Source organism: Rhodococcus sp. BP22 (assembly GCF_014281965.1).
GTDB lineage: Bacteria > Actinomycetota > Actinomycetes > Mycobacteriales > Mycobacteriaceae > Rhodococcoides.
In genome coordinates this window covers 686,883-709,256 of the sequence record NZ_JACFTB010000001.1, presented here as the reverse complement: position 1 = coordinate 709,256, position 22,374 = coordinate 686,883, and the positions used below count along the sequence as shown (strand labels likewise).

Annotated in this window: 20 protein-coding genes; 12 read left to right on the top strand and 8 right to left on the bottom strand. The window is 62.8% G+C overall.

Annotated elements, in window-relative coordinates; translation table 11 throughout:
- Positions 1-16 precede the first annotated feature (16 nt).
- Both H2510_RS03280 and H2510_RS03275 read right to left on the bottom strand, forming a co-directional pair.
- Entirely contained in the window at positions 17-1,264 is a 1,248-nt protein-coding gene (locus H2510_RS03280) for a hypothetical protein (RefSeq protein WP_186626881.1), read from the bottom strand.
- A gap of 11 nt (positions 1,265-1,275) precedes the next feature.
- Positions 1,276-2,886 (bottom strand): DEAD/DEAH box helicase, encoded by a 1,611-nt coding sequence (locus tag H2510_RS03275; protein WP_186627157.1) that lies wholly within the window; start codon positions 2,884-2,886, stop codon positions 1,276-1,278.
- A gap of 465 nt (positions 2,887-3,351) precedes the next feature.
- Here H2510_RS03275 and H2510_RS03270 point away from each other — a divergent pair, with 465 nt between their 5' ends.
- Entirely contained in the window at positions 3,352-4,005 is a 654-nt protein-coding gene (locus H2510_RS03270; protein ID WP_261392678.1) for a ferritin-like domain-containing protein, read from the top strand.
- Between the two features lie 111 nt (positions 4,006-4,116).
- Positions 4,117-4,341 carry a DUF3107 domain-containing protein gene (locus H2510_RS03265; protein ID WP_179142288.1) on the top strand — a complete coding sequence of 75 codons (225 nt, stop codon included), beginning with the start codon at positions 4,117-4,119 and terminating at the stop codon, positions 4,339-4,341.
- Positions 4,342-4,413: 72 nt separating this feature from the next.
- On the opposite strand, the gene H2510_RS03260 is transcribed toward H2510_RS03265, so the two are convergent.
- The gene (locus tag H2510_RS03260; protein WP_136169412.1) at positions 4,414-5,067 is read right to left on the bottom strand and encodes a TetR/AcrR family transcriptional regulator; all 654 of its coding nucleotides are present in this window, start codon (positions 5,065-5,067) and stop codon (positions 4,414-4,416) included.
- Between the two features lie 277 nt (positions 5,068-5,344).
- Here H2510_RS03260 and H2510_RS03255 point away from each other — a divergent pair, with 277 nt between their 5' ends.
- The 3 genes from H2510_RS03255 (at position 5,345) to H2510_RS03245 (ending at position 8,768) form a co-directional block, all read left to right on the top strand.
- Positions 5,345-6,520 carry a DUF3152 domain-containing protein gene (locus H2510_RS03255; RefSeq protein WP_186626879.1) on the top strand — a complete coding sequence of 392 codons (1,176 nt, stop codon included), beginning with the start codon at positions 5,345-5,347 and terminating at the stop codon, positions 6,518-6,520.
- A 135-nt stretch (positions 6,521-6,655) separates the two neighbouring features.
- Positions 6,656-7,831: an adenylyltransferase/sulfurtransferase MoeZ gene (gene moeZ, locus H2510_RS03250; RefSeq protein ID WP_186626878.1), complete on the top strand. Its 1,176-nt coding sequence runs from the start codon at positions 6,656-6,658 to the stop codon at positions 7,829-7,831.
- Between the two features lie 82 nt (positions 7,832-7,913).
- Entirely contained in the window at positions 7,914-8,768 is an 855-nt protein-coding gene (locus tag H2510_RS03245; RefSeq protein ID WP_186626877.1) for a TIGR02569 family protein, read from the top strand.
- A 1-nt stretch (position 8,769) separates the two neighbouring features.
- Here the strand turns inward: H2510_RS03245 and H2510_RS03240 are convergent, their stop codons facing one another.
- Positions 8,770-9,432: a FadR/GntR family transcriptional regulator gene (locus tag H2510_RS03240; protein WP_186626876.1), complete on the bottom strand. Its 663-nt coding sequence runs from the start codon at positions 9,430-9,432 to the stop codon at positions 8,770-8,772.
- 82 nt (positions 9,433-9,514) lie between these two features.
- On the opposite strand from H2510_RS03240, the gene H2510_RS03235 reads away from it, so the two are divergent.
- From H2510_RS03235 to H2510_RS03210, 6 genes are all read left to right on the top strand, one after another.
- The gene (locus tag H2510_RS03235; protein ID WP_315901197.1) at positions 9,515-10,753 is read left to right on the top strand and encodes an MFS transporter; all 1,239 of its coding nucleotides are present in this window, start codon (positions 9,515-9,517) and stop codon (positions 10,751-10,753) included.
- A 232-nt stretch (positions 10,754-10,985) separates the two neighbouring features.
- Positions 10,986-12,398: a NarK/NasA family nitrate transporter gene (locus H2510_RS03230; protein WP_186627156.1), complete on the top strand. Its 1,413-nt coding sequence runs from the start codon at positions 10,986-10,988 to the stop codon at positions 12,396-12,398.
- Between the two features lie 54 nt (positions 12,399-12,452).
- On the top strand, positions 12,453-14,984 hold the full coding sequence (gene nirB / locus H2510_RS03225; protein WP_186626874.1) for a nitrite reductase large subunit NirB: 2,532 nt from the start codon (positions 12,453-12,455) through the stop codon (positions 14,982-14,984).
- 57 nt (positions 14,985-15,041) lie between these two features.
- The gene (gene nirD / locus H2510_RS03220) at positions 15,042-15,455 is read left to right on the top strand and encodes a nitrite reductase small subunit NirD (RefSeq protein WP_186626873.1); all 414 of its coding nucleotides are present in this window, start codon (positions 15,042-15,044) and stop codon (positions 15,453-15,455) included.
- Complete coding sequence (locus tag H2510_RS03215; protein WP_186626872.1) at positions 15,452-16,672, top strand: uroporphyrinogen-III synthase; 1,221 nt, start codon at positions 15,452-15,454, stop codon at positions 16,670-16,672. The genes nirD and H2510_RS03215 overlap by 4 nt, the downstream gene beginning before the upstream one ends.
- Positions 16,673-17,404, top strand: a complete 732-nt coding sequence (locus tag H2510_RS03210; protein ID WP_186626871.1) for a sirohydrochlorin chelatase — start codon at positions 16,673-16,675, stop codon at positions 17,402-17,404.
- Here the strand turns inward: H2510_RS03210 and H2510_RS03205 are convergent.
- Both H2510_RS03205 and H2510_RS03200 read right to left on the bottom strand, forming a co-directional pair.
- Positions 17,361-19,124: an NTP transferase domain-containing protein gene (locus tag H2510_RS03205; protein ID WP_315901196.1), complete on the bottom strand. Its 1,764-nt coding sequence runs from the start codon at positions 19,122-19,124 to the stop codon at positions 17,361-17,363. The two genes, H2510_RS03210 and H2510_RS03205, sit on opposite strands and share 44 nt — an antisense overlap.
- A complete protein-coding gene (locus H2510_RS03200) occupies positions 19,121-19,555 on the bottom strand; it encodes a PaaI family thioesterase (RefSeq protein ID WP_186626870.1) in 435 nt (144 codons plus the stop codon). Before H2510_RS03200 ends, H2510_RS03205 begins: the two co-directional genes overlap by 4 nt.
- A 209-nt stretch (positions 19,556-19,764) precedes the next feature.
- Between H2510_RS03200 and H2510_RS03195 the strand changes: the two genes are divergently transcribed.
- On the top strand, positions 19,765-21,243 hold the full coding sequence (locus H2510_RS03195; RefSeq protein WP_186626869.1) for a PLP-dependent aminotransferase family protein: 1,479 nt from the start codon (positions 19,765-19,767) through the stop codon (positions 21,241-21,243).
- Between the two features lie 6 nt (positions 21,244-21,249).
- Here H2510_RS03195 and H2510_RS03190 read toward each other — a convergent pair whose 3' ends face one another.
- Positions 21,250-21,549 (bottom strand): MGMT family protein, encoded by a 300-nt coding sequence (locus tag H2510_RS03190; protein ID WP_186626868.1) that lies wholly within the window; start codon positions 21,547-21,549, stop codon positions 21,250-21,252.
- A complete protein-coding gene (locus tag H2510_RS03185; RefSeq protein WP_315901194.1) occupies positions 21,550-22,326 on the bottom strand; it encodes an alpha/beta hydrolase in 777 nt (258 codons plus the stop codon). It abuts the gene before it with no gap.
- Positions 22,327-22,374 lie beyond the last annotated feature (48 nt).

Below are 22,374 nucleotides of genomic sequence, written 5' to 3'. Positions count from 1 at the left end.
TTTCGGTAGCATCGCTTCAGCGTGCCGATAGCGCAACGAGGTCCTCACCGCGCTGCTCGATGACGACATCGCCGATCACCGACATGCCCACTGGGCCGCTATAGCCGGCTCGGTCGACGTCCAAGGTCCGTTCTACGGTGCCCTTGGCGGGGTCGATCACTGCTGTTCCGTCGAGTACCGGAACCAGTAGCCGGCCGGCCATGATCGTGCCGGGTCCGAGCGCGCCGGGGATCGACCACATTGGGACCAGATCAGTCAATCCCAGTGCCACGGTTCCACTTCCAGTCCACCAGCTGAAGACCGATGCGGCCTTGACTACCGCTTCGGCTGTGGGGGAGTGATTTTCGTCGACGACTGCGGAAGGAAGGTCGTACTCGGCCAAGGGCTGTGCGTTTCCGTCGAAGACGGCAACCCTCGGTGGTTGTGCGGAATGTGCTGGAATCGCCACTGCCACACGGTCACCCGAGGCGACGAGAATCGATGCGCCGGAGATCGGGCCGCCGGGTCCTATCAACGCCGCCACGACGGAAGAACCGTATTCCTCCGGCTGCTGGGCATCCTTCGGGGCTGGATTCATCGTTGTCAGTCGCGCCCCCGACTCGCCTGGGCACTGCTCGAGAACTGCAACGCGAGAACTGTTGGAAGCGGAGGACAGCAGGGTGCATCCGGATCTGGGTTGACCACTCGGATTGACCGGCGCGTCGACGCGACCGTATTCGAGTGTTCGGACCAGGTCCGAGCGCCATAGCTCCATTCGAGTGTCACCGCGGGAGGTGACGTAGGTTCCGTCCTCGCTCAGCACGATATTCGCATCAGCGTCACTGCTACGTTGAGCTTTCCGCGTACCACTGGAGCTGTCGAGCTCGGTGACCTGTGAGCAACCCCTGGCGTCCTGATAGACCGCGACGATGGTATTCCACGCATCTGTAACGGCACAAAGCTTTCGATCTCGGATATAGCTCCATTCAATGGAGCCATCGAGCGGGTCCCGTCCGGAGACCGTGCCACCGTCGCCTGTGACGACGGCCCCGCCTGTGGTGACCGGTGCCGACGTGACCGGACTCGACGCACGCCAAGTCTCGGTCAGCGCGACCGGAATCGACGTTGCCACATTCGCTTGGGGCAAAGGGGATTCCGCAGGGGCGGATGTCGTGCCGTGCGCGTCGCTTCGGAGCCACACAACTCCGAGAACGAGCACGGTCACGACTGCGATCGCTACGGCGATGACGATATCCGACCGGCGCCGACGTTCGGGTGCAAGCACAGTTTGGGAGACTACTCCGACGCGGCCGCACCGGACGAGGCCGACGCGGAGGAGCGGCGACGCCGTCGTCTACGTGGTGGAGCCGTCGTTTCTGTCCCTGTGTCACCAGTGGATTCGGTGGCTACCGGCCCGGTGATGTCAGCGACGGAGTCTGCCTCTCCGGTCGCGGGCTTGCCCGCTCTGGTACGCGAGCGAGAGCGGGAGCGGCGAGGCTTGGAAGCGCGCGGCTCCGCATCGGTGTCGGGCTGCTCAGAGCCCTTTTCCTCCGAGGTCTCATCGGTCGCAGCGCTACCGTTCGAGTCCTTCGTGGCCTTGGCCTCGGACGACTTGTGGACTGTGCTGCCCACACCGGTAGGGATGTCGAGTTCTTCGAACAGGTGCGGGCTGCTCGAGTAGGTCTCGACAGGGTCGGGTGTCCCGAGATTGAGGGCTTTGTCGATGAGCTGCCACCGCGGGATGTCGTCCCAATCGACCAACGTCACAGCGATGCCGGTACGGCCTGCGCGGCCTGTCCGGCCGATGCGGTGAACGTATGTCTTCTCGTCCTCCGGGCACTGGTAGTTGATGACGTGCGTGACGTCGTCGATATCGATGCCCCGGGCGGCCACATCGGTGGCCACGAGAACGTCGATTCCACCAGTGCGGAACTTCTTCAGCGCTTTTTCACGCTGGACCTGACCGAGGTCACCGTGCACCGAACCGACGGCGAACCCGCGTTCCGCGAGCTCGTCTGCGACTTTCTGGGCGGTGCGCTTGGTGCGGGTGAAGATCATGGTTGCACCGCGGCCGTTTGCTTGGAGCACCTTGGTCACCATCTCGACCTTGTCGAGTGCGTGAGCTCTGTAGACGTGCTGGGCGGTGCGATCGTGCACTGCCGACGACTCGGCCTCTTCGGCACGGATATGGGTCGGCTGGGTGAGGAACGTTCGGGCGAGGGTGATGATCGGTCCTGGCATCGTTGCCGAGAACAACATCGTCTGCCTTTTGTCCGGGACCATTCCGAGAATGCGTTCGATGTCCGGCAGGAACCCGAGATCGAGCATCTCGTCGGCCTCGTCGAGTACCAGGACGCCGATCTTGCCCAGAATCAGGTGCCCCTGCTTTGCGAGGTCCAAAAGGCGTCCGGGTGTGCCGACGACGACGTCGACGCCGTTCTGGAGGGCGCTGATCTGTGCCTCGTAGGGGCGACCGCCATAGATCGAGAGCACCTTGACAGGTCCAGTCGTCGAGCGCAGATGTTTGGCCGCATTCTGGAGGTCCGAGGTGACCTGCACACATAGTTCCCGGGTGGGCACGATGATGAGCGCCCGCGGGGTGCCGTCGAGAGCTGTGGTGCCCGAGTCCGTTGTGGAGATGCGCTGCAGCAGAGGGACGCCGAATCCGAAGGTCTTGCCCATTCCGGTCCGGGCCTGACCGATGAGGTCGTCACCGGCGAGAGCCAGGGGGAGTGTCAGCTCCTGGATTGCGAAGGTCCGCTCGATCCCGATGTCCTTCAGGGATCGGACGATCTCCTCGCGCACGCCCAGTTCGGCGAAGGTCGGGGGTACGTGCGTGTCGTCGAGCTGGGCGGACAACGTCGTGTCGCCGGTCTCGTCTTCTTGGTCGATGATGATCTTGCTCAGGGGTCTGGCCTTCCTCGTATCGAGAACGTACGCACAAGGAAGGGCACAGGCCTATTGCCGGCCGAAGTCGATGCCCTCAATCCGATGTGATGTCGCGTCGAGCCTCAGCCGCGATCGTGTTCGGGCCCGAACACGATGGGCGAAGCAGTCGTAGCGACCCGGATCAGGTGCGCACACATTGTCACTGATCTCCGCGTGAGTCGGTCCGTATCGATCGGTCCGTGCAGTGATCTGAGCACCATGGTAGCTTGCCGAACGCTCATCCTGTGTATCGAGTGATTTTCAGTGCCTTCGCGAGTGTGCGCGCAACCCGACACTCATCGTCGGCCACCCGCTGATGCATCGATCCTGGCGCGACTACGATCGTGTTCCATGGGAGCTCATTCGTCTGATCTATCGACCGCTGCTCTGTCTACCTCGGCGTCACCTACGGAGGACCCGTCCGATTCCGGAGGTTCATCCGAGATGACGTTGGTCGCATACGACCACCCCGGAATATCGGATCTCTTCGCGGTGCTGGCGTACGGCGAAATTTCCGCGTTCTATCGGCTGGCCGAGGACGCCCGGATGGCTTCCTCGATGCAGGGTCGTGTCGCGCTGGCAAGTATGGCGGCAGCGGAAATGAACCACTTCGAAACTGTGGTCGGGGCACTGTCGGACCGAGGAGTGGACGTCTACACCGCGATGGACCCTTTCGTCCGCGCACTCGACGAGTACCATGCTTCGACGAACCCCTCGACGTGGATGGAAGCTCTGGTCAAAGCCTACGTCGGCGATGGAATTGCAGCCGACTTCTACCGCGAGATCGCCCACACACTCGATCCCAGCGTCGCGAGGATCGTCCGCGAGGTTCTCGCCGAGACCGGTCATTCGGAATTCGTGGTTCACGAGGTCGCGGTCCGGGTGCAGGAAAGCTCCCAGGACAAGGCGCGCCTGATGTTGTGGGGCCGGCGACTGCTCGGTGAAGCGATCACCCAGGCACAGTACGTATTGGCGCAGCGAGAGAGCCTCACCGACTTGGTTATCGCGGTATCGGGCGATCTCAACGGTGTCGCAGCGTTGTTCGATCGGATGCAGGAGCAGCACTCGAAACGGATGCGCGTGCTCGGGCTCGTCTAGCCGAGGACATGGTGTTCGCTGACAGCACAGGCGCGAGGTGAGCTCCCGAGGTGTCGGCTGCACTAGCCTGGATGAAGCAGCCTTAGTTGTCTATGAGTTCGGAGGTTGGCCGTGGAGGTCAAGATCGGTGTGTCGGAAAGCTCTCGCGAGCTCGTGGTGAACAGTGCACAGTCGCCGGACGAGGTCGAGAAGCTCGTTGCTCAGGCTTTGAGTGGCAAGGACGGCGTGCTGGCCCTCGTCGACGAGAAGGGCCGCAAGTACCTCGTGCAGGCCGCGAAGGTGGCGTACGTGGAGATCGGCCCAGCCGATCCTCGCAAGGTCGGATTCGCGACCTAGATTTCTGGATCGACAACGCGATAGGCCCCGTATCGGAAGATCGATACGGGGCCTATCGCGTTGTCGTGAACTCTAGGGAGACTGAAGCGGAACATGGGACAGTCCGCCCCAGGCAAGCGACACCGTGGTGTCGACGGCGTCCTCTTTGGAAATCGGACGGTCGGCCTCGAGCCAGTACCTCGCAGTGAACTGGCTGGCACCGACGAGACCGACGGCAAGTACGCGCGCTCGGTATGGATCCAGGCCCGAGTCGTGGGCGACGAGGTCGAACACTGCGTCGACGCATGCTTCAGTTGCCTGCTCGACGCGGGCGCTCACCTGGGGGTCGCCCATGAGATCCGATTCGAACACTAGGCGAAACCCCTGCGTGTCGGTGTCGACGAAGTCGTAGAACGCCAGCACCGCGGCGCGGACGCGCTGCCGGTTGTCGGTCGTCGAACGTAACGCCTGTCTGACCCCTGAGATCAGGGTGTCCACATAACTTTGCAGTACGGCGAGGTACAGCTCGAGTTTGCCGGGGAAATGTTGGTAGAGCACTGGCTTGCTGACTCCGGCGCATTCGGCGATCTCATCCATTCCGGACGCGTGATATCCACGGGTCACGAAAATCTCGCTTGCTGCAGCCAAGAGTTGCGCGCGTCGCGCCTCGCGTGGCAAGCGCGCGCTGCGGCGGCCGGCTGGAGGAGTCGGACGGTCCGAGGACATCCGATCCGCGAGTTCTGTCATAGTGGTTGATCCCATCTGCATAGTCACTGCGCCGGTGTCGGCCGCCTGTGGGTGCCCAACACCGGAGGCAATTGGTTCTTGTAGCGCAGATCGTGGGCAACGATACCTCCCGAAGTAGTGACCTGAAGGACTGCGGGTGTCCCTCGTTCGTCGAGTCACATCCGAAGACAGGTCGGTATCCGGATAAGTCGGGTCAAATCGGGCATTGAGTTTGTTCGAAGGGGAAATTATCGGCGCGGCGAGCGGCGTATGCGCCAGACTGTGAGATTCTGGCGGAGTGACTGACCGAGGAGGGCCGAGGCGCGGGGGTGCATACCTCCCACCCGATCAGCGGTCACGTCGGTTCGAGGCCGCAGAAGGCCGCCGTACCGACGGCGATCGCCATACGGAGAACGCTCGAGCGCGAGGGTATGACGGCCCTGCTCGACGGTATGAAAGCGGTCCGGATGATCTCCCGCGTGAGGTTGGCGGCGCAGGCTCGCACCAGCCGCTGCGGGCCCAGTGGGACCCTACGAGCCGAGAAGAATTGCGACGTCCGCGGACACCGCGTCCGGAACGTCAAGTCAGAAAACAGAGCAAGCTCGGAAAATTTGCATCCGTCTATGGCTGGCGAGCCTATGCAATTCCGCTGCTTCTGGTGGTGACCACGCTGGTCGTGGTCGACGCGGTGCGCACCGGTGATCCCACCACCACCGCGACGGGAAACCTCTCACTGCCGGCGGACCCGGGATTCGGAGCGCTCAGTTCGGACACGAGCGGTTCCGGAGTGATCGGGGTTCCGCCGAAAGCCGACGGCAACTTCGCTGCATCCATTCCCTCCGGTGAGCTACCGGACGGCGGGTCGTTTGCTGTCGATGGTGCGGGTACCTGGCGCCTGGTCCCTGGATCGTCGAACCAAGTCGGTCAAGGGACCGAGCGCACCTTCACCTATACCGTCGAGGTCGAGGACGGTATCGATACGGCAGGATTCGGTGGCGACGAGTCGTTCGGAAGGCTGGTCGATCAGACACTGGGCAACCCGAAGAGTTGGACGAACGACCCCCGCTTCGCATTCCGCCGAATCGAATCCGGTGATCCCGATTTTCGAATTTCGCTGACCTCGCAGATGTCCATCCGTAAGGCCTGTGGTTACGACATTCAGCTCGAGGTCTCGTGCTACAACCCTGGAATCGGTCGTGTCGTGCTCAACGAGCCCAGATGGGTGCGTGGCGCCATCGCATTTCAAGGTGATATCGGCTCGTATCGTCAATATCAGATAAATCACGAGGTTGGACACGCGATCGGCTATCAGCAACATCAGCCGTGCGAAACCGAGGGAGGCCTGGCCCCGGTAATGATGCAGCAGACCTTCGGTACCTCGAACGACGACATCGCCCGCCTCGATCCAGAAGGCGTCGTGCCGATGGACGGCAAGACCTGTCGGTTCAATCCGTGGCCTTACCCCCGTAGCTGAAAGCTCGTCTTGCGATCGCGGACCGGTGCGAGCAGTGGATCACCGAAGCGGCGGCGAATGGGCAGTTCGGTAACGTGAAGTGACCGAACGTGGCATACGGCCACTGACGGAGTGCCGTCGAGGAGTGCATTTTTCATGACGCAGTTGCCCCCGCTGGTCGAACCGGCAGGAGAGCTCACGCTCGACGAGGTGGCTCGATACAGTCGCCATCTGATCATCCCCGACGTAGGAATGACGGGGCAGCGACGGTTGCGGAACGCCCGAGTGTTGGTGATCGGCGCCGGAGGGCTCGGCTCGCCTGCATTGCTCTATCTCGCGGCGGCAGGTGTGGGGACGCTCGGGATCGTCGAGTTCGATGACGTCGAATTGTCCAACCTGCAGCGACAGGTCATCCACGGCAGTTCCGACGTCGGGCGCCCGAAGGGGGAAAGTGCTCGCGATTCGATCCGCGAAATCAACTCCGGCGTCGAGGTCAGGCTGCACAATATGAGGCTCGATCGCTCGAATGCCGTGCCTCTCTTCGAGCAGTACGATCTCGTTCTCGACGGAACCGACAACTTCGCCACGCGCTATCTCGTCAACGACGCCGCTGCTCTGGCCGGTAAGCCCTATGTGTGGGGGTCGATCTACCGTTTCGAAGGTCAGGTCTCGGTGTTCTGGGAGGATGCGCCGGACGGGGTCGGTCTGAACCTTCGAGATCTCTATCCGGAGGCTCCTCCGCCCGGGATGGTTCCTTCCTGTGCGGAGGGCGGCGTGCTCGGGGTCCTGTGTGCTTCGATCGGGTCGGTCATGGTGACCGAGGCGATCAAGCTGATCACCGGCATCGGTGACACTTTGCTGGGTCGATTGTTGGTGTACGACGCGTTGGCCATGAGCTACCGCACTATCCGTCTGCAGCGAGATCCGGATCGGATTCCGATCACCGAACTCATCGACTACGACGCGTTCTGCGGTGTCGTGTCCGACGAGGGTGCGGCTGCGACGGAAGATTCGACGATCACGCCGAACGAGCTGGCGGTGTTGCTCGAGACTGGCGCCGATGTCGCGTTGATAGACGTCCGCGAGCCGGTGGAGTGGGACATCGTGCATATCGCGGGGGCAACCCTGGTGCCGAAGGGCGGGATCATCTCCGGGGATGCGCTCTCGTCGCTGCCCCACGATCGACGCATCGTGTTGCATTGCAAAACAGGAATTCGGTCGGCGGAGGCGCTTGCCGTTCTCAAGCAGGCGGGTTTCGCCGATGCAGTTCATCTGCAAGGCGGCATTATCGCCTGGGCCGGTCAGATCGATCCCAGCTTGCCGATCTACTAGTCGCACGTCGGCACTGTTCGGCCTTTCATACTCCACGCGCGCCTGCGGACCGGTGCGGCTCGTCGGCGGTAGCGTGAGAGTTGTGAGCTCAGTGGAACCCCCTCAACACGTGATCTCCACATTCGGGTTGCGCGATGTACCGCCCACGCCGCTCGGTGCCGACTGGGACGGTGGGTGGCGACTCGGTGATGTCGTGCTTTCGCCTGTCGCAGATCACGCGCGTGCTGCGTGGTCGGCGAAGGTTCGCGAGACCCTGGCCGTCGACGGTGTCCGCCTTGCGCGTCCCGTCCGGTCGACCGACGGGCGTTACGTAGTCAGTAGTTGGCGCGCTGACACCTTCATCGAGGGTTCGCCGGAACCGCGGCACGACGAGGTCGTCTCATTGTCGATGCGGCTTCATGCGGCAACGGCCCAGTTGGAGCGCCCTCGCTTTCTGGTGCAGCCGCCCGTTGCCCCGTGGGCGGATGTCGATGTGTTCGTTGCGGCAGATCGGGCGGCTTGGGAGGCTGTTCCCCTGCGGGCGGCGCGGGGTGCGGGCGCTCCGGAAGTGACCTCCGAAGACGGGCGTCAGAGCCTCGAATTGATCAAGCAGTTCGCGAGTCTGCGCAGGCCTGTCGAGTCGGCAGACCAGTTGGTGCACGGCGATCTGTTCGGCACGGTGCTGTTCGACGGCAGCGAAGCTCCTGGCCTCACCGACATCACCCCGTACTGGCGTCCGACGTCATGGGCCGCAGCGGTGGCCGTGGTCGATGCCATTTCGTGGGGTGGAGCGGACGATGCTTTGATCGGGCGCTGGGACGATCTTCCCGAATGGCCACAAATGTTGTTGCGTGCCTTGATTTTTCGGTTCGCGGTGCACGCGCTGCATCCGCGCTCGACGCCCGAAGCTTTCCCCGGGCTCGCGCGGACGGCCGATTTGGTACGGCTGATCCTGTAGTTCAGTGATCCGCCCCGAGCTCACGGAAGAACACGCGTGCTGCCTCGCCCGCACGTAGAGGGTCGCCTGCCGCTACGGCCTCGACCAGCGCGGCATGTTCGTCCACATAGTCGTTGTCGTGCTCGGCGGCGTGATGATGCATGGCCCGGCGGATCACCGGCAGTAGCGAATCGTAGAACTCCAGATAGATGGCGTTGTGTGAAGCGGCGACGATCGCGCGATGAAACTGCGCATCGATCGCTATCGCGTCGTCGCGAGACCGAGTTGTCCAGGCGAGGTTTCGTGCGGCGAGTGCCTCCCGTAGTGCGCTGATGTCCTCGGCGTCGGCTCGCTCGGCGGCAAGCGTAGCCGCGGTGACCTCGAGGGTGCGTCGTAGCTCGGTGACATCACGGTCCTGCGCGTCGGCGAAGTATTTTCCCAGCGCGCCACCCAGATCCGACACCGTCATCACATACGTGCCCGATCCCTGCCTTCGCTCGAGCATTCCAGCGTGGACCAGCGCCTGCACGGCCTCTCGGACCGTGTTACGACCGGTCCCGGTCAGCTCGCACAGTTCGGGTTCTGCCGGAATACGCGAACCTACCGGCCAACGTTTGGCCACGATTTCCTCGCGAAGCTGCGCAGTGACCTGTGATATCAGGCTGGAACGCTGAACTTGCTGCACGCGTGACTCCCCGTTGTCTTCTCGATGTGTAGGCCAGTTTAGGGCTTTGCGTCAGATGATCCGGTCATCCTATGATTTGGTGGTGAGTCCCGCTGCAGTAACAGAGTCGAACGACCGGACCCACGCCAGGCATCTGGTCCGAGGACGTCTACTCGTCTTCGCGGCCATCATTCTGTCAGCGCTGACATTGCGTGCCGCCGTGACCTCGATCAGCCCACTGTTCGGGCGTATCGGCGATGAACTCCACTTCGGATCCACGGTCGTCGGACTGGTCGGAATGCTTCCACCGGCGATGTTCGCCGTTTTCGGCCTTCTGACACCCCTCATCGTCAAGAGAATCGGACTCGAGCGAGCCGCCCTAGTGGCGATGTTGGCGACGACCCTCGGAATGGCTACCCGAGCATTCGCGCCGGGGACCGGCTCACTCCTCGCCTTGTCAGCTCTCGCGTTGGCCGGAATGGGAATCGGAAACGTCGTCCTTCCGCCGCTGGTGAAGCGCTACTTCTCCGATCGTCTGGCCGTCGTCAGCACCCTTTACATCTGTGCCCTGCAAATAAGCACGATGGTTCCTCCGCTGGTGGCAGTTCCCCTGGCGGAGGCGTACGGATGGCGCATCTCGATCGGCATGTGGGCTTTCGTGGGCTTGGCTGCGGCAGTGCCATGGCTCGGTGTCGTTCTCTCACGCCGTGAGCGTGATGGCAGGGAAGCGGCCAGCGCAGTGGCCGTGCAGGAGCATTCAGAAGGCAAAATCTGGCGTTCGTCGCTGGCATGGGGAATGGTCGGCATGTTCTCGATGACGTCGTTCATCACCTACTCGATGCTGACTTGGCTACCGACGATCCTCACCGATTCGGGCATCAGCGAGGCTTTCGCCGGTGCCTCGGTCGCAGCGTTCGGCGGCATGGGTCTGATTTCCTCGCTGGCCGCCCCGTCGCTGTGCGCGCGCCTGCGCAACCCGTATGGCTTGGTCATCGCGGCTGCCGTCTTCTACCTCATCGGGTTCGCCGGACTGTATTTCTCGCCGACCGCCGGAACCGTTCTCTGGGTATGCCTCATCGGACTCGGCACGATGACATTCCCGATGTCGTTGACACTCATCAATCTCCGTACCCGCACCCATGCCGGATCCTCGGCACTCTCGGGATTCACACAGGGCCTCGGATACGTCGTATCGGCCACCGGGCCGCTGTCGTTCGGACTGCTGCACACACTCTCCGGGGGCTGGGGAATACCGATGCTGCTCCTGACCGGATGTGTTGCGGTGCTGCTCGTAGGCGGGTACCTGTGCTGCCGCCCGCGCATGCTCGAAGACACCTGGTGACCGCCGGGTCGTAACCGCAGGGTCGTAGCGCCGACGACCTCACGGGCACCGGTTTCGACCCGTGAGAGCAAGTTAATCGACAGGTCACCGCAGGCAGCGCCTCCGCAACACGGTTTTTCTACCTTTGGGTCTCCCACGCGATCAGGAGGCCCACGTGACCAGCATTCCCGAGGCACCACCAGCCCAAGATGCTTCGACAACGACGCCCGAGCGAGGAAGCGTTCCGGTGTCGATCAAGCACCGCATCAGCCACTGGAACTCCGAGGACGTCGAGGCTTGGGAGGCCGGGGGCAAGACGATCGCGAAGCGGAATTTGATCTGGTCCGTCGTCGCCGAGCACGTCGGATTCTCCATCTGGTCGATCTGGTCCGTGATGGTTCTGTTCATGCCGGTGACGGTCTACGGCATCGACGCGGCAGGCAAGTTCTTCCTCGTCGCGGTGCCAACGCTGGTCGGAGCGATTCTTCGGATTCCGTACACGTTTGCGACAGCCAAATTCGGCGGTCGTAACTGGACGATCTTCAGCGCCCTCGTCCTGCTGATCCCGACGATGCTGACCATGTACTTCATGCTGAACCCGGCGTCGTACACCACCTACATCGTCGTCGCAGCCTTTGCCGGCCTCGGTGGTGGCAACTTCGCGTCCTCGATGACCAACATCAACGCCTTCTATCCGCAGCGCGAAAAGGGGTGGGCACTCGGGCTGAACGCCGGCGGCGGAAACATCGGTGTGCCTGTCATTCAACTCATCGGCCTGTTGGTCATCGCCACGATCGGCAACACGGCTCCCGAAATCGTGTGTGCCGTCTACCTCGTCTTCATCGCGATCGCCGCCGTCGGTGCCGCACTCTTCATGGACAACCTCGAGAACCAGAAGACCAACGGCCGCTCGATGATCGACGTTCTCAGGTTCTCCGATTCCTGGTGGATCGCGTTCCTCTACGTCGGAACGTTCGGCTCGTTCATCGGATTCAGTTTTGCGTTCGGTCAGGTTCTGCAGATCAATTTCCTTGCCGGAATCACCGACGGAGCACCCGCTACCGCAGCCCAGCAGGCACAAGCGTCGTTGCACGCAGCTCAGATCGCGTTTCTCGGACCTTTGCTCGGATCGATTTCACGACCCTTCGGTGGCAAGCTCGCCGACAAGATCGGCGGTGGCAAGATCACGCTGTACACGTTCGTGGCGATGGTCTTCTCCACCGGGATCCTGGTTGCCGCAGGCACGTGGGACGACAACACCGTGGGTGCTGCCACCGGAACCATGATGACCCTCTTCGTGATCGGGTTCATTCTTCTGTTCCTTCTTTCCGGCATCGGCAACGGTTCGGTCTACAAGATGATTCCTGCGATTTTCGCCGCCAAGTCCGTTGAACTGCAGGACATGAGCATCGAGGAGCAGCAGCATTTCTCGCGCAGGATGTCCGGCGCTCTGATCGGAATTGCCGGTGCCATAGGGGCTTTGGGTGGTGTTGGGATCAACCTCGTGCTGCGAGCTTCGTACTCGGGCGCGGCGAAGTCCGCAACCACGGCTTTCTGGGTGTTTCTCGCCTTCTATGTTGTGTGCTGTGCAGTGACGTGGGCCGTTTATCTGCGTAAGCCGCGGGTTCTCGAAGGCGAGAAGACGAACGCGTCCGTCGCGGTCTGAATTCTTTTCTCCTCGAACATTGTTCGACACGAAATTCTCGAAAGGACAACTCACGTGAAGAACGCGGTGGTTGTAGGACACGGCATGGTAGGTCACCGATTCGTGGAGGCGCTCCGCGCGCGAGACACCGCGTCCGACTGGAAGGTGACAGTGCTCTGCGAGGAGGCATTGCCCGCCTACGACAGAGTGGGGCTTTCGTCCTATGTGGGCGCCTGGGATCACCGGGAGCTCGCTCTGGCGGGCAACGACTATCTCGACGACACAGGCGATCTCTGTAAAACAGCCGTCGATCTGCGAATCGGTGTGCGAGCCGAGCACATCGACCGCGCAACGAAGACGGTCACGACATCGACCGGAGAGACCGTCGACTACGACGCCCTTGTATTCGCTACCGGTTCCTACCCTTTCGTTCCTCCGATCACCGGGCACGATCGCCCGGAGTGCTTCGTCTACCGCACGCTCGACGACCTGGACCGGATCAGGACCTGCGCGGACGCTGCGGGTCCAGGCGCGGTGGGTGTCGTGGTGGGCGGAGGTCTACTCGGACTCGAAGCAGCCAACGCGCTGCAAAAGATGGGCATGACGCCCCATGTCGTCGAATTCGCTCCGCGACTGATGCCGCTTCAGGTCGACGAGGGTGGTGGCGCGCTGTTGGCACGTCTGGTCACCGACCTCGGGCTGACCGTTCACACCGGTGTCGGTACCTCGTCGATCACCGAGAATGCCGATAGGGCAGGGCTTTCGGTGGAGTTGTCCGACGGCAGTGTCATCGATGCAGCGCTGCTGGTGTTCTCGGCCGGTGTGCGGCCACAGGATCGCCTTGCTCGGGACTGCGGCCTCGAAGTGGGTGAGCGCGGCGGAATTTTGGTGGACGTCGGTTGCCGCACGGTCGATCCCGATGTCTACGCCATCGGTGAATGTGCCGCGGTCGAAGGGACTCCCTACGGGCTCGTCGCCCCTGGTTATTCGACGGCAGAGGTCGTGGCCGACCGATTGCTCGGCGGTGCAGCGGAATTCCCCGGTGCCGATATGTCAACCAAGCTCAAGCTCATGGGTGTCGACGTCGCCAGCTTCGGCGACGCTATGGCTCTCACACCGGGAGCGCTCGAGGTTGTCTTCAGTGACGCTCCGAAAGGGACGTACGCCAAGTTGGTCGTCTCCGACGATGCGAAGACCTTGCTCGGTGGAATCCTCGTCGGGGATGCTGCCGCGTACTCACTGCTTCGCCCTTTGGTCGGACGGGAACTTCCCGGCGATCCAGCATCGTTGATTTCCCCTGCTGCCGAGGAAGTCGGGATCGGTGCGTTGCCGAACGATGCCGAGATCTGTTCGTGCAACGGTGTGAGCAAGGGTGCGATCTGCAACGCGATCGCGGAGGGGGCCTGTGATCTCGCCTCGGTGAAGAGCTGCACGAACGCCGGCACGACGTGTGGGGGATGCCTTCCGTCGATCAAGGCGCTTCTTTCCGCATCGGGTGTGGTGATGTCGAAGGCGCTGTGCGAGCACTTCGGTCGCTCTCGTGCCGAGCTGTTCGAGATCGTTCGGGCAACGAACACCCGCACGTTCTCTTCGCTGATCGTCAAGTACGGCAAAGGGACTGGATGCGACATCTGCAAGCCGGTCGTAGCTTCGATCCTGGCCTCGACGTCCTCGGACCATATCCTCGACGGTGAGCAGGCATCTCTACAGGACACCAACGATCATTTCCTGGCCAACATTCAGAAGAACGGCACGTATTCCGTTGTTCCACGTATGCCGGGAGGGGAGTGCACGGCGGAACAACTCATCGTCATCGGTGAGGTGGCACGAGATTTCGGTCTGTACACCAAGGTCACCGGCGGTCAGCGAATAGACATGTTCGGAGCCCGCGTGGAGCAGCTACCTGCGATCTGGAAGCGGTTGGTGGACGCGGGCATGGAATCCGGTCAGGCTTACGGTAAGTCGTTGCGCACGGTCAAGAGTTGCGTCGGATCGAGTTGGTGCCGTTACGGCGTCCAGGATTCGGTGGGGATGGCCGTTGACCTCGAGAATCGATACCGAGGCCTGCGCTCACCCCACAAGATCAAGTTCGGTGTCTCCGGTTGTGCTCGCGAATGCGCGGAGGCGCGGGGTAAGGATGTCGGCGTCATCGCGACCGAAGGTGGTTGGAATCTTTACGTCGGCGGTAATGGTGGCCAATCGCCCAAGCATGCGCGGTTGCTCGCATCGAATCTCGACGACGCCACCCTCGTCAGCTACATCGACCGGTACCTCATGTTCTATGTGCGGACCGCGGACCGTTTGCAGCGGACCGCGCCTTGGCTCGATGCGCTCGATGGTGGTCTCGAGCATCTGAAGGCCGTCGTCTGCGAGGACAGCCTGGGGATCGGCGCCGAACTCGAGGCCGATATGGACCGCCATGTGGCCGGTTACAAGGACGAATGGGCAGGCGTTCTCGAGGACGAGGAGAAGTTGGGCAGATTCGTCTCGTTCGTGAATGTGCCCGAGGCGATCGATCCGACCATTGCCTTCGATGAGTCGGGTGAGCGCAAGGTTCCGGTGCTGATGGGGATGCCGGGGTCCGATCGGATGTGCACATCCGAGTAACCGCTACTTAACGATCAAGAAACACGGGCAACGTGCAATAGCACCAGGAGGTACGTGATGACTGTCATCGAGTCTCGAACCAGCACCACCAGAAACAGGAACCAGCAGCTGCCCACGACATCGGGCACCGAATCCGCGCGCTCGTGGACTGCCGCGTGCACCGTCGACGCGCTCGTTCCTGGACGAGGCGTCGCCGTTCTGCTGAGAGGAGGAACCCAAGTGGCGTTGTTCGCATTGCCAGATACGCGTGTGTTCGCGGTCGGCAACATCGATCCGTTCGGCCGGGCAGCAGTCATGTCCAGGGGTCTCGTCGGCGACCGTAATGGTGAACCCACCGTGGCCTCGCCGTTGCTCAAGCAGGTCTTCTCCCTTCTCGACGGCCGATGCCTCGACGTCAGCGACATCTCGCTCGGATCTTTCGAGACCAAGATCTCGGGCGGCGTGATTTTCGTGCGTGGCGCATCGACATGAGCTCGACTGCCGAGACCGGGGAACCTCTGGCAGGATTCGCCGTCGGTATCACCGCGTCGCGGCGCGCCGAGGAGTTCGCGACGCTGCTCGTTCGGCGTGGAGCCTCGGTAATGCACGCACCGGCCATCCGGATCATTCCGCTATCCGACGACGCCGAACTGGAACGCGTCACCGCCAGCATCATCGCCGATCCGCCGACGATCACCGTCGCAACGACGGGAATTGGATTTCGAGGCTGGATCGAGGCGGCCGACGGCTGGGGGCAGGCCGAAAGCCTCGGAGCAGCACTTGCGTCGTCGCGACTGCTGGCCCGGGGGCCGAAAGCCAAGGGGGCAATCCGCGCAGCCGACCTACGCGAAGAGTGGTCACCGGCATCGGAATCTTCGACAGAAGTGCTCGAACATCTTCTCGCAGAGGGGGTCGAAGGCAAACGGATTGCGGTGCAACTCCACGGCGCAACAACGGAGTGGGAACCGGTTCCGGACTTTTGCAAGGCATTGCGTGCCGCCGGAGCAGAAGTGGTGCCCGTTCCGGTGTACCGCTGGATCGCACCGGACGACAGCGTTCCGATGGACCGCATGATCGAAGCAGTCATCGTCGGAGATCTCGACGCCATCAGCTTCACGAGTGCGCCCGCACTGGCGTCCCTGCTGATGCGAGCACACGAGAACGGCGTTCTCGAACCTTTGCTGCAATCGATGCGTACCCGGGTGCTGCCGGTATGTGTAGGACCGATCACCGCCGCACCACTCGAACAACTGAACGTCGCGACGACGCAGCCGGCCCGTGCTCGCCTCGGGGCGCTGGCGCGTCATATCGCGGAGGAACTACCGCGACGCTCCCAATCCATGAACGCAGGCGGCCACCTCCTGAGCGTGCGCGGCAAATGTGTCGTTGTCGACGGCGAAGTGCGTGCGGTATCCCCGGCGGGCATGGCACTGCTCAAGACTCTGTCGAAGCGACCTGGGCGAGTGGTATCCCGGGAAGATCTACTCGCATCGCTACCCGGCGGCGGGGGAGATACTCACGCCGTCGAAACCGCCATGACTCGGCTCCGCTCTGCCCTCGGCGCACCGAAGGCCATTCACACCGTGGTCAAACGAGGCTACCGGCTTGCGGTCGACGAACCCGAGGTCAGCGAGGAGTGCGAAGAGTCCGAGATGCCCGAACGAACTTCCATGTCCGCCATGCCCATCTGCGAAGGGAGCAAGTACTAGATGAAATCAGATCCTGCGCTCGTCCTGGTAGCCCACGGGACCAGAAATCCGCGCGGAGTAAAGATGATCGCCGAATTGGCCGATGCCGTGAGCGGACAGGTCGGGGTGTCGCGGGTCGCTTTCGTCGATGTACTCGGACCCTCTCCATCCGAGCTTCTTCGCGAGGTCCATGGGCCTGCCGTCGTGGTCCCGGCATTTTTGGCCTCGGGATACCACGTACACACCGACGTACCCCGTGAGATCACCGACAGCGGTCACCGGAGCGTGAAAGTCACTCGCGCACTCGGACCGGATCCAGTGCTCGCCAGGGTGCTGCTGGAACGACTGAGCGATGCGGGGTGGCGCCCCGGGGACGCCGTCGTCCTCGCGGCAGCAGGTTCGTCCGATGCCAGGGCACAACTCGAGCACCGACGTGCCGCTGACATGCTCGCGCGGATCGCCCACATCGAAGTCACCGTTGCCCATATCGCCATCGCGTCCCCGGCAAACAGCGTCGTCCCGGACGCAGTGACCGCCCTGCGTGCACAAGGACACGGCCGAGTGTTCCTGGCCTCGTATCTACTTGCGCGCGGCCTTTTTCACAATCGACTCGCCGAGGCAGGCGCCGACGGAGTCGCCGAACCGCTGGGTGTGCACCCCGTCATCGTCGACCTCGTCGTGAATCGATACCGCGAAGGTGCTCGGCAGTTCAACGCACGATCGGCAGCAGTTCCACCGGTTCGGTCGAGCTGACTTCGGCCGGCACCACGGCCAACGCGTCGTGATCGATCAGGTGGAGCAAGTGTGCTGTGCGAACAGCGGTGTCCGCTCGCCATCCGGTGCCGTCGAGCATCACCGGAACGATCCGAGCCGTCGGCGACCCCACGGCTTCCGGGTTGGTCAGGTAGCCGAGGCGAGGGGCGCTCGGAGTACGTCCGGTCAGTGCGTCGGCCACCGTGGGTGCGATGAGGAGCAGAGTCCCGATGGCAGCCAGTGGATTGCCCGGTAGCCCCAGCACCACTCGTCCGCTCGGCAGTACCGCAGTGATCTGAGAGCCGCCCGGGCGCACCAGGATTCGACCGACCACTGTTTCGGCATCTGCGTGGACCAGGGCCGTGCGGAGTTGATCCGCGGCACCTGCGCCTGTTGCTCCGACGACGATCGTGATGTCCACTGCCGTCGACGTGTTCAACAAATCCTCGAACGCAGTCGGTGAATCGGGGAGGTACACGGTGTCGACGACGGTGATTCCGCACGCGTGGAGATACAGGGGCAGGATTGGTCCGAGCGCGTCGCGTGTCTGCCCTGCTTCGAGTGGACCGGACGCTTGGATCTCGTTGCCGCTCAGTACTATTTGCGCGCGAATCGGGCCGCGTACCGTCAGCTCGGCGACCTCTGCGCTCAATGCGACAGACATGACTGCAGGCGAAACGGAGGTGCCGGCAGGCGCTAGCTTTGCACCGGCGTGCCAATCCTCTCCGCGGTGCCGCGTGTCGTCCTGCTGCGTCACGTTCGGGGACAGGCGCAACTGTCCGGCGGAATCGAACTCGACGAATTCGTCGCGGACTACCGAGGTCGCGCCTGCGGGAACGTGTGCACCGGTGGCGATTCGAACAGCGTGGCCCTGCGCAATGGCCCCAAGTCCGCTGGTACCGGCATAGGCGATGTCCCCTCTGACAGTCCACGGTCCGTTGCCGGAAACCGCATAACCATCCATTGCCGATATGTCCACGTAGGGGAGGGGGCGGGTAGCGATCATCGGCTCGGCCAGGACCGCTCCACGCGCCTGTAACGGTGGTACTCGTCGGGGCGCGCCAGGGGCGAGTCTTTCCCGAATCCGCTGGCGGGCCTGGCCGACGGTGAGCGCCGGTGGTACGGAATCGGCGACGGCGTGTCGTGCCCGTGCCCGGTAAAGATCCTCGACGGTATCGCAATCGCCGGATACTTCGGATAGGTCGAGGACTGCACAGTCGTCGGGGACGATCGATCGCACGGAGCGGTTCGCAAGTGTGCCTACTCGAGCCAGTGTCGCCACCAACTTCGAGCGATCCCACACACCGCAAAGGTATTGCGTTCTTCCTGTTTCGTCACGGACGAACGTCGCACCTGTCGAGTTGGTCAGTGACGCAGCGAGAAGCGCGTCGACGCTGTTAGCGTCGACGAACGGTAGGTCGGCGGCAAGAATGACCACCACATCTGCCGATGATTCCTGCAGTGCGCTCAGACCGGCCGCGACCGCAGCGACCGGCCCCGATCCGGCAGGCGACTCCTGGGTCTGCAGGACACGAGAATCCAGGTCGTGCCGCGTCGGTCCCACCGTCACTATCAGACCGGCCCGCCCCACCGCCTCCACTGCGATCCCGATCATGCTTCGCCGTCCGACGGTCAACGCAGGTTTGTCGACCCCACCCATCCGCGAGCCGCGTCCCCCGGCCAGGACGATCGCGTCGAACTTCGGATTCTCGCTGTTCACGCCGGTAGTGGGACGTTCTGCAACCGAACCTGGCCGCGTGCAAGTGCTTTTCCGCTGTCGGATGCCGTGATGGTGACGAGCCACAATTGCTGAATTCTGCCTTGCTGCAACGGTTCCGCCAGTACATCGACGCGACCGCCTTTGCTGGCGCGCAGGAAGTCGGTTGCGTTGTGGACCCCGACTGCGAACTCGCCCCGTTCTTTCACCGCTTCGCTGGCTCCGATACTCGCAGCCGACTCCACAGCGGTCGTGTAGACCCCGCCGTGCACCACTCCCCATGGGGTGAAGTGTTCCGGGGTGAGCTCGATATGACCTACGACGCGCGTACCCGAGACCTCTTCGATGACCAATCCGGCGCTCGCGACGAAACCACTCGCAGTGGCAAGTGCGTACTTCGCGGTCGGACGCGGATCGAATTGCCCCAGGTTCATTCTTTCAGGTTAGTGCGTGAGGCCGCGTCGGGTAGCCGATGACTGCGAGGCGGGCCGTCGAGGCCGCACCGACCGCCACTTCGCACAATGACGGGGAGCCAGGCCAACGAGGCAACTGGGATCACCAGAAGCAGTCCTATTATCAACATGACTCATTATTGGACTGTAATAGGACAGATTTACTAGGGCCTGTGTGTGAAACTGGACTGATGTCATCCCGCGTCGGCTCTTCCGCCAATTCCGCCGACACTCAATCCGAGGTAGATGCGCGCACCCTTGCGGGACTGATGGGATCGGTCAAGATCGAGGGGATGCCGCTCTACCGTTCGCTGGCGAATCAGTTACGCGCAATCATTGCCGACGGCACCGTCCCGGCCGGCAAGAGACTGCCGCCCGAGCGGGTTATGTCCGCCCAACTCGGCGTCAGCCGTGTGACGGTCACCTCTGCGTACCGGGAACTACGCGAGCAAGGTTGGGCGGCAGCGATACACGGGGCAGGCACCTTCGTCGCGATCCCCAGTGACGGGAGTTCCTGGGTATCGATGATGGGCTCTGAGGGTTCGAGCGTTCTCGATTTCGTCAATGCGGCGCCGGAGGCCTCGCCGTTCCTTGCAGATGCTCTCGTCGACGCGGTGTCGTCACTGGCGAAGACCATGGCAGGGCACGGCTACGCCCCACCGGGCACCTCGGATCTACGTAGAGCCATCGCGGACAGATACTCCCGTCGCGGCCTGCCCACCACGCCGGATCAGGTGTTGGTCGTCTCGGGTGCGGGCGACGCAATGCATCTCGTACTGGATACGTTCGTCAGTCCCGGTAACCGCGTCTTGATAGAGCATCCGACATATCCGGGGGCACCGGAACTACTGGAAAGCTTCGGCGCTCTCCCCGTCCCGGTGGCGGTCGACGCGGGGAACCCCGACGCGTTTGTCGAGGACGTGGACCGTGCCGCGCGCCAGAACGCCCCGACACTTGCCTACTTCATGCCGGACTTCTCCAACCCGTCGGGCAACCGGATGACAGCCGACGGCAGGCGCAGACTGGCGGCGACGTTGGCTCGGCACGGCGTGTTGACCATCGTGGACGAAGTCGCCGCCGATCTGACACTGGATCATTCGGATCCCCTCGAGCCCTTCGGAGTTCCCGTTCCAGGTACGGCAACCATTTCGATAGGCTCGTTGAGCAAGACGGTGTGGGGTGGGCTAAGGGTCGGATGGGTCAGATCGGATCAGCAGTTGATCTCCCGCATGGCTCGGGTGTACAACCGCCGCCAGTTGTCGGTCTCCATGGTCGAGCAAGCCACCGCTGTCCGATTGTTCGCGGTGCTCGACGATATTGTCGCCGAGCGTGTTGCAGGGTTACGCGAGCGTAGAGATCTGCTCGTCTCCCGGGTGGCTACCCAGTTACCCGACTGGACATTTCGCGTTCCCGACGGGGGATTGTCACTGTGGTGCGGACTGCCGCAGGGTTTGTCCTCGCAGGATCTGGTTCGCCGTGCGGCCACCCGCGATCTGCTTCTCGTCTCGGGGACCAGATTTGGAACCGGCTATGCGTTCGACGACAGGCTGCGCATTCCCTTCACCCGATCCGCTTCGGAAATCGTTGCGGCGGTGGATGTATTGGCCAAGGTGGCAACAGGAGATCTCGGCCTGCGGGCCGACGCGCCTGCCGTCGAGCACATCGTCTGAAGTTGTTCAGCCCAGATCGAAGCGGGCAGTTCGGAGGTCTACACGGCCGTCGCGAATCTCGACGCCCTCACCCTGTAGCTCGGCGAGTTGCCGTGTCGCCAGATGCGCGGCCGGTCTTCCGTTGGCGGGCACGACGCGGTGCCAAGGTAGGTCCGCCGAGTCGGTGCGCATGATCCACCCGACTGTTCGAGGACTCGACAATCCTGCGGCCGCTGCGATATCGCCGTATGTCACAACCCTTCCGGGTGGAACCGAGGCAACGATCTCGCGTACCCGCTCGACGTGTTCCTCCGTGATCGCAGCCATCTACAGCAATTCGAGGACCAACTTGGCAACCTCTTTGGGTTTCGCCTGGGCCACCATGTGATTGCAATCCAACTGGACAAGAGTGAGATTCTCGCCCAATTGTTCGCGGAATGCGGCCTTCAGTTCCTTGCTGACGTACGGCGGCTGCACCCGCTTTGCCTGCACGACGACGGTCGGTGTATCCGTCGGCGGTACCAGTAGCGGCCTGGCCAGTTCGCCCCAGGACGCGACTATTGCTGCGGTGGATATCCGCCACTTGACTCGGCCGTTGTCCATCGTCTCGAGGTGCTGTTCGACCTCGAGATCGAGTAACGCCTGGGGTACATCGGCCCATGCACCGTTGATCTTCTCGGCTTTTGCTTCCTCGGCGTCCGTGTAGTCGGAATGCACCGCAGTCAGCTCGGCCACTTCGAGCAGGTCGACGGGGTCGAGTTCGATCGCGGGATCGAGCAGGACGAGCCCGCGGACGAGCTCGGGATGCTTCACGGCAAGGTGGACCGCCAACGCACACCCGTACGAATGGCCGACGACGAGAACAGGCCCGTGGGCATGGTTGTCGAGAAGTGTCTTGAGCCCATCGACCTGCGCACCGATATCCCACGGCGGCGTCCAAGGCGAACGGCCGTGGCCGATCAGGTCCGGAGCGAGCACGCGGGCCTGCGGAAGATAATTGTCGGCAAGGTCACCCCAGCGAGCGCCGTGGCCGGTCATCCCATGGATTGCTAGGATCTCGGGTCCGGTGTCCGGGCCGTACTGGTGAAAGTTCAATTCTGGCACTGCTGACACTATGCCGCATCGCGGCCCGACCCACATCACGTGGACGAG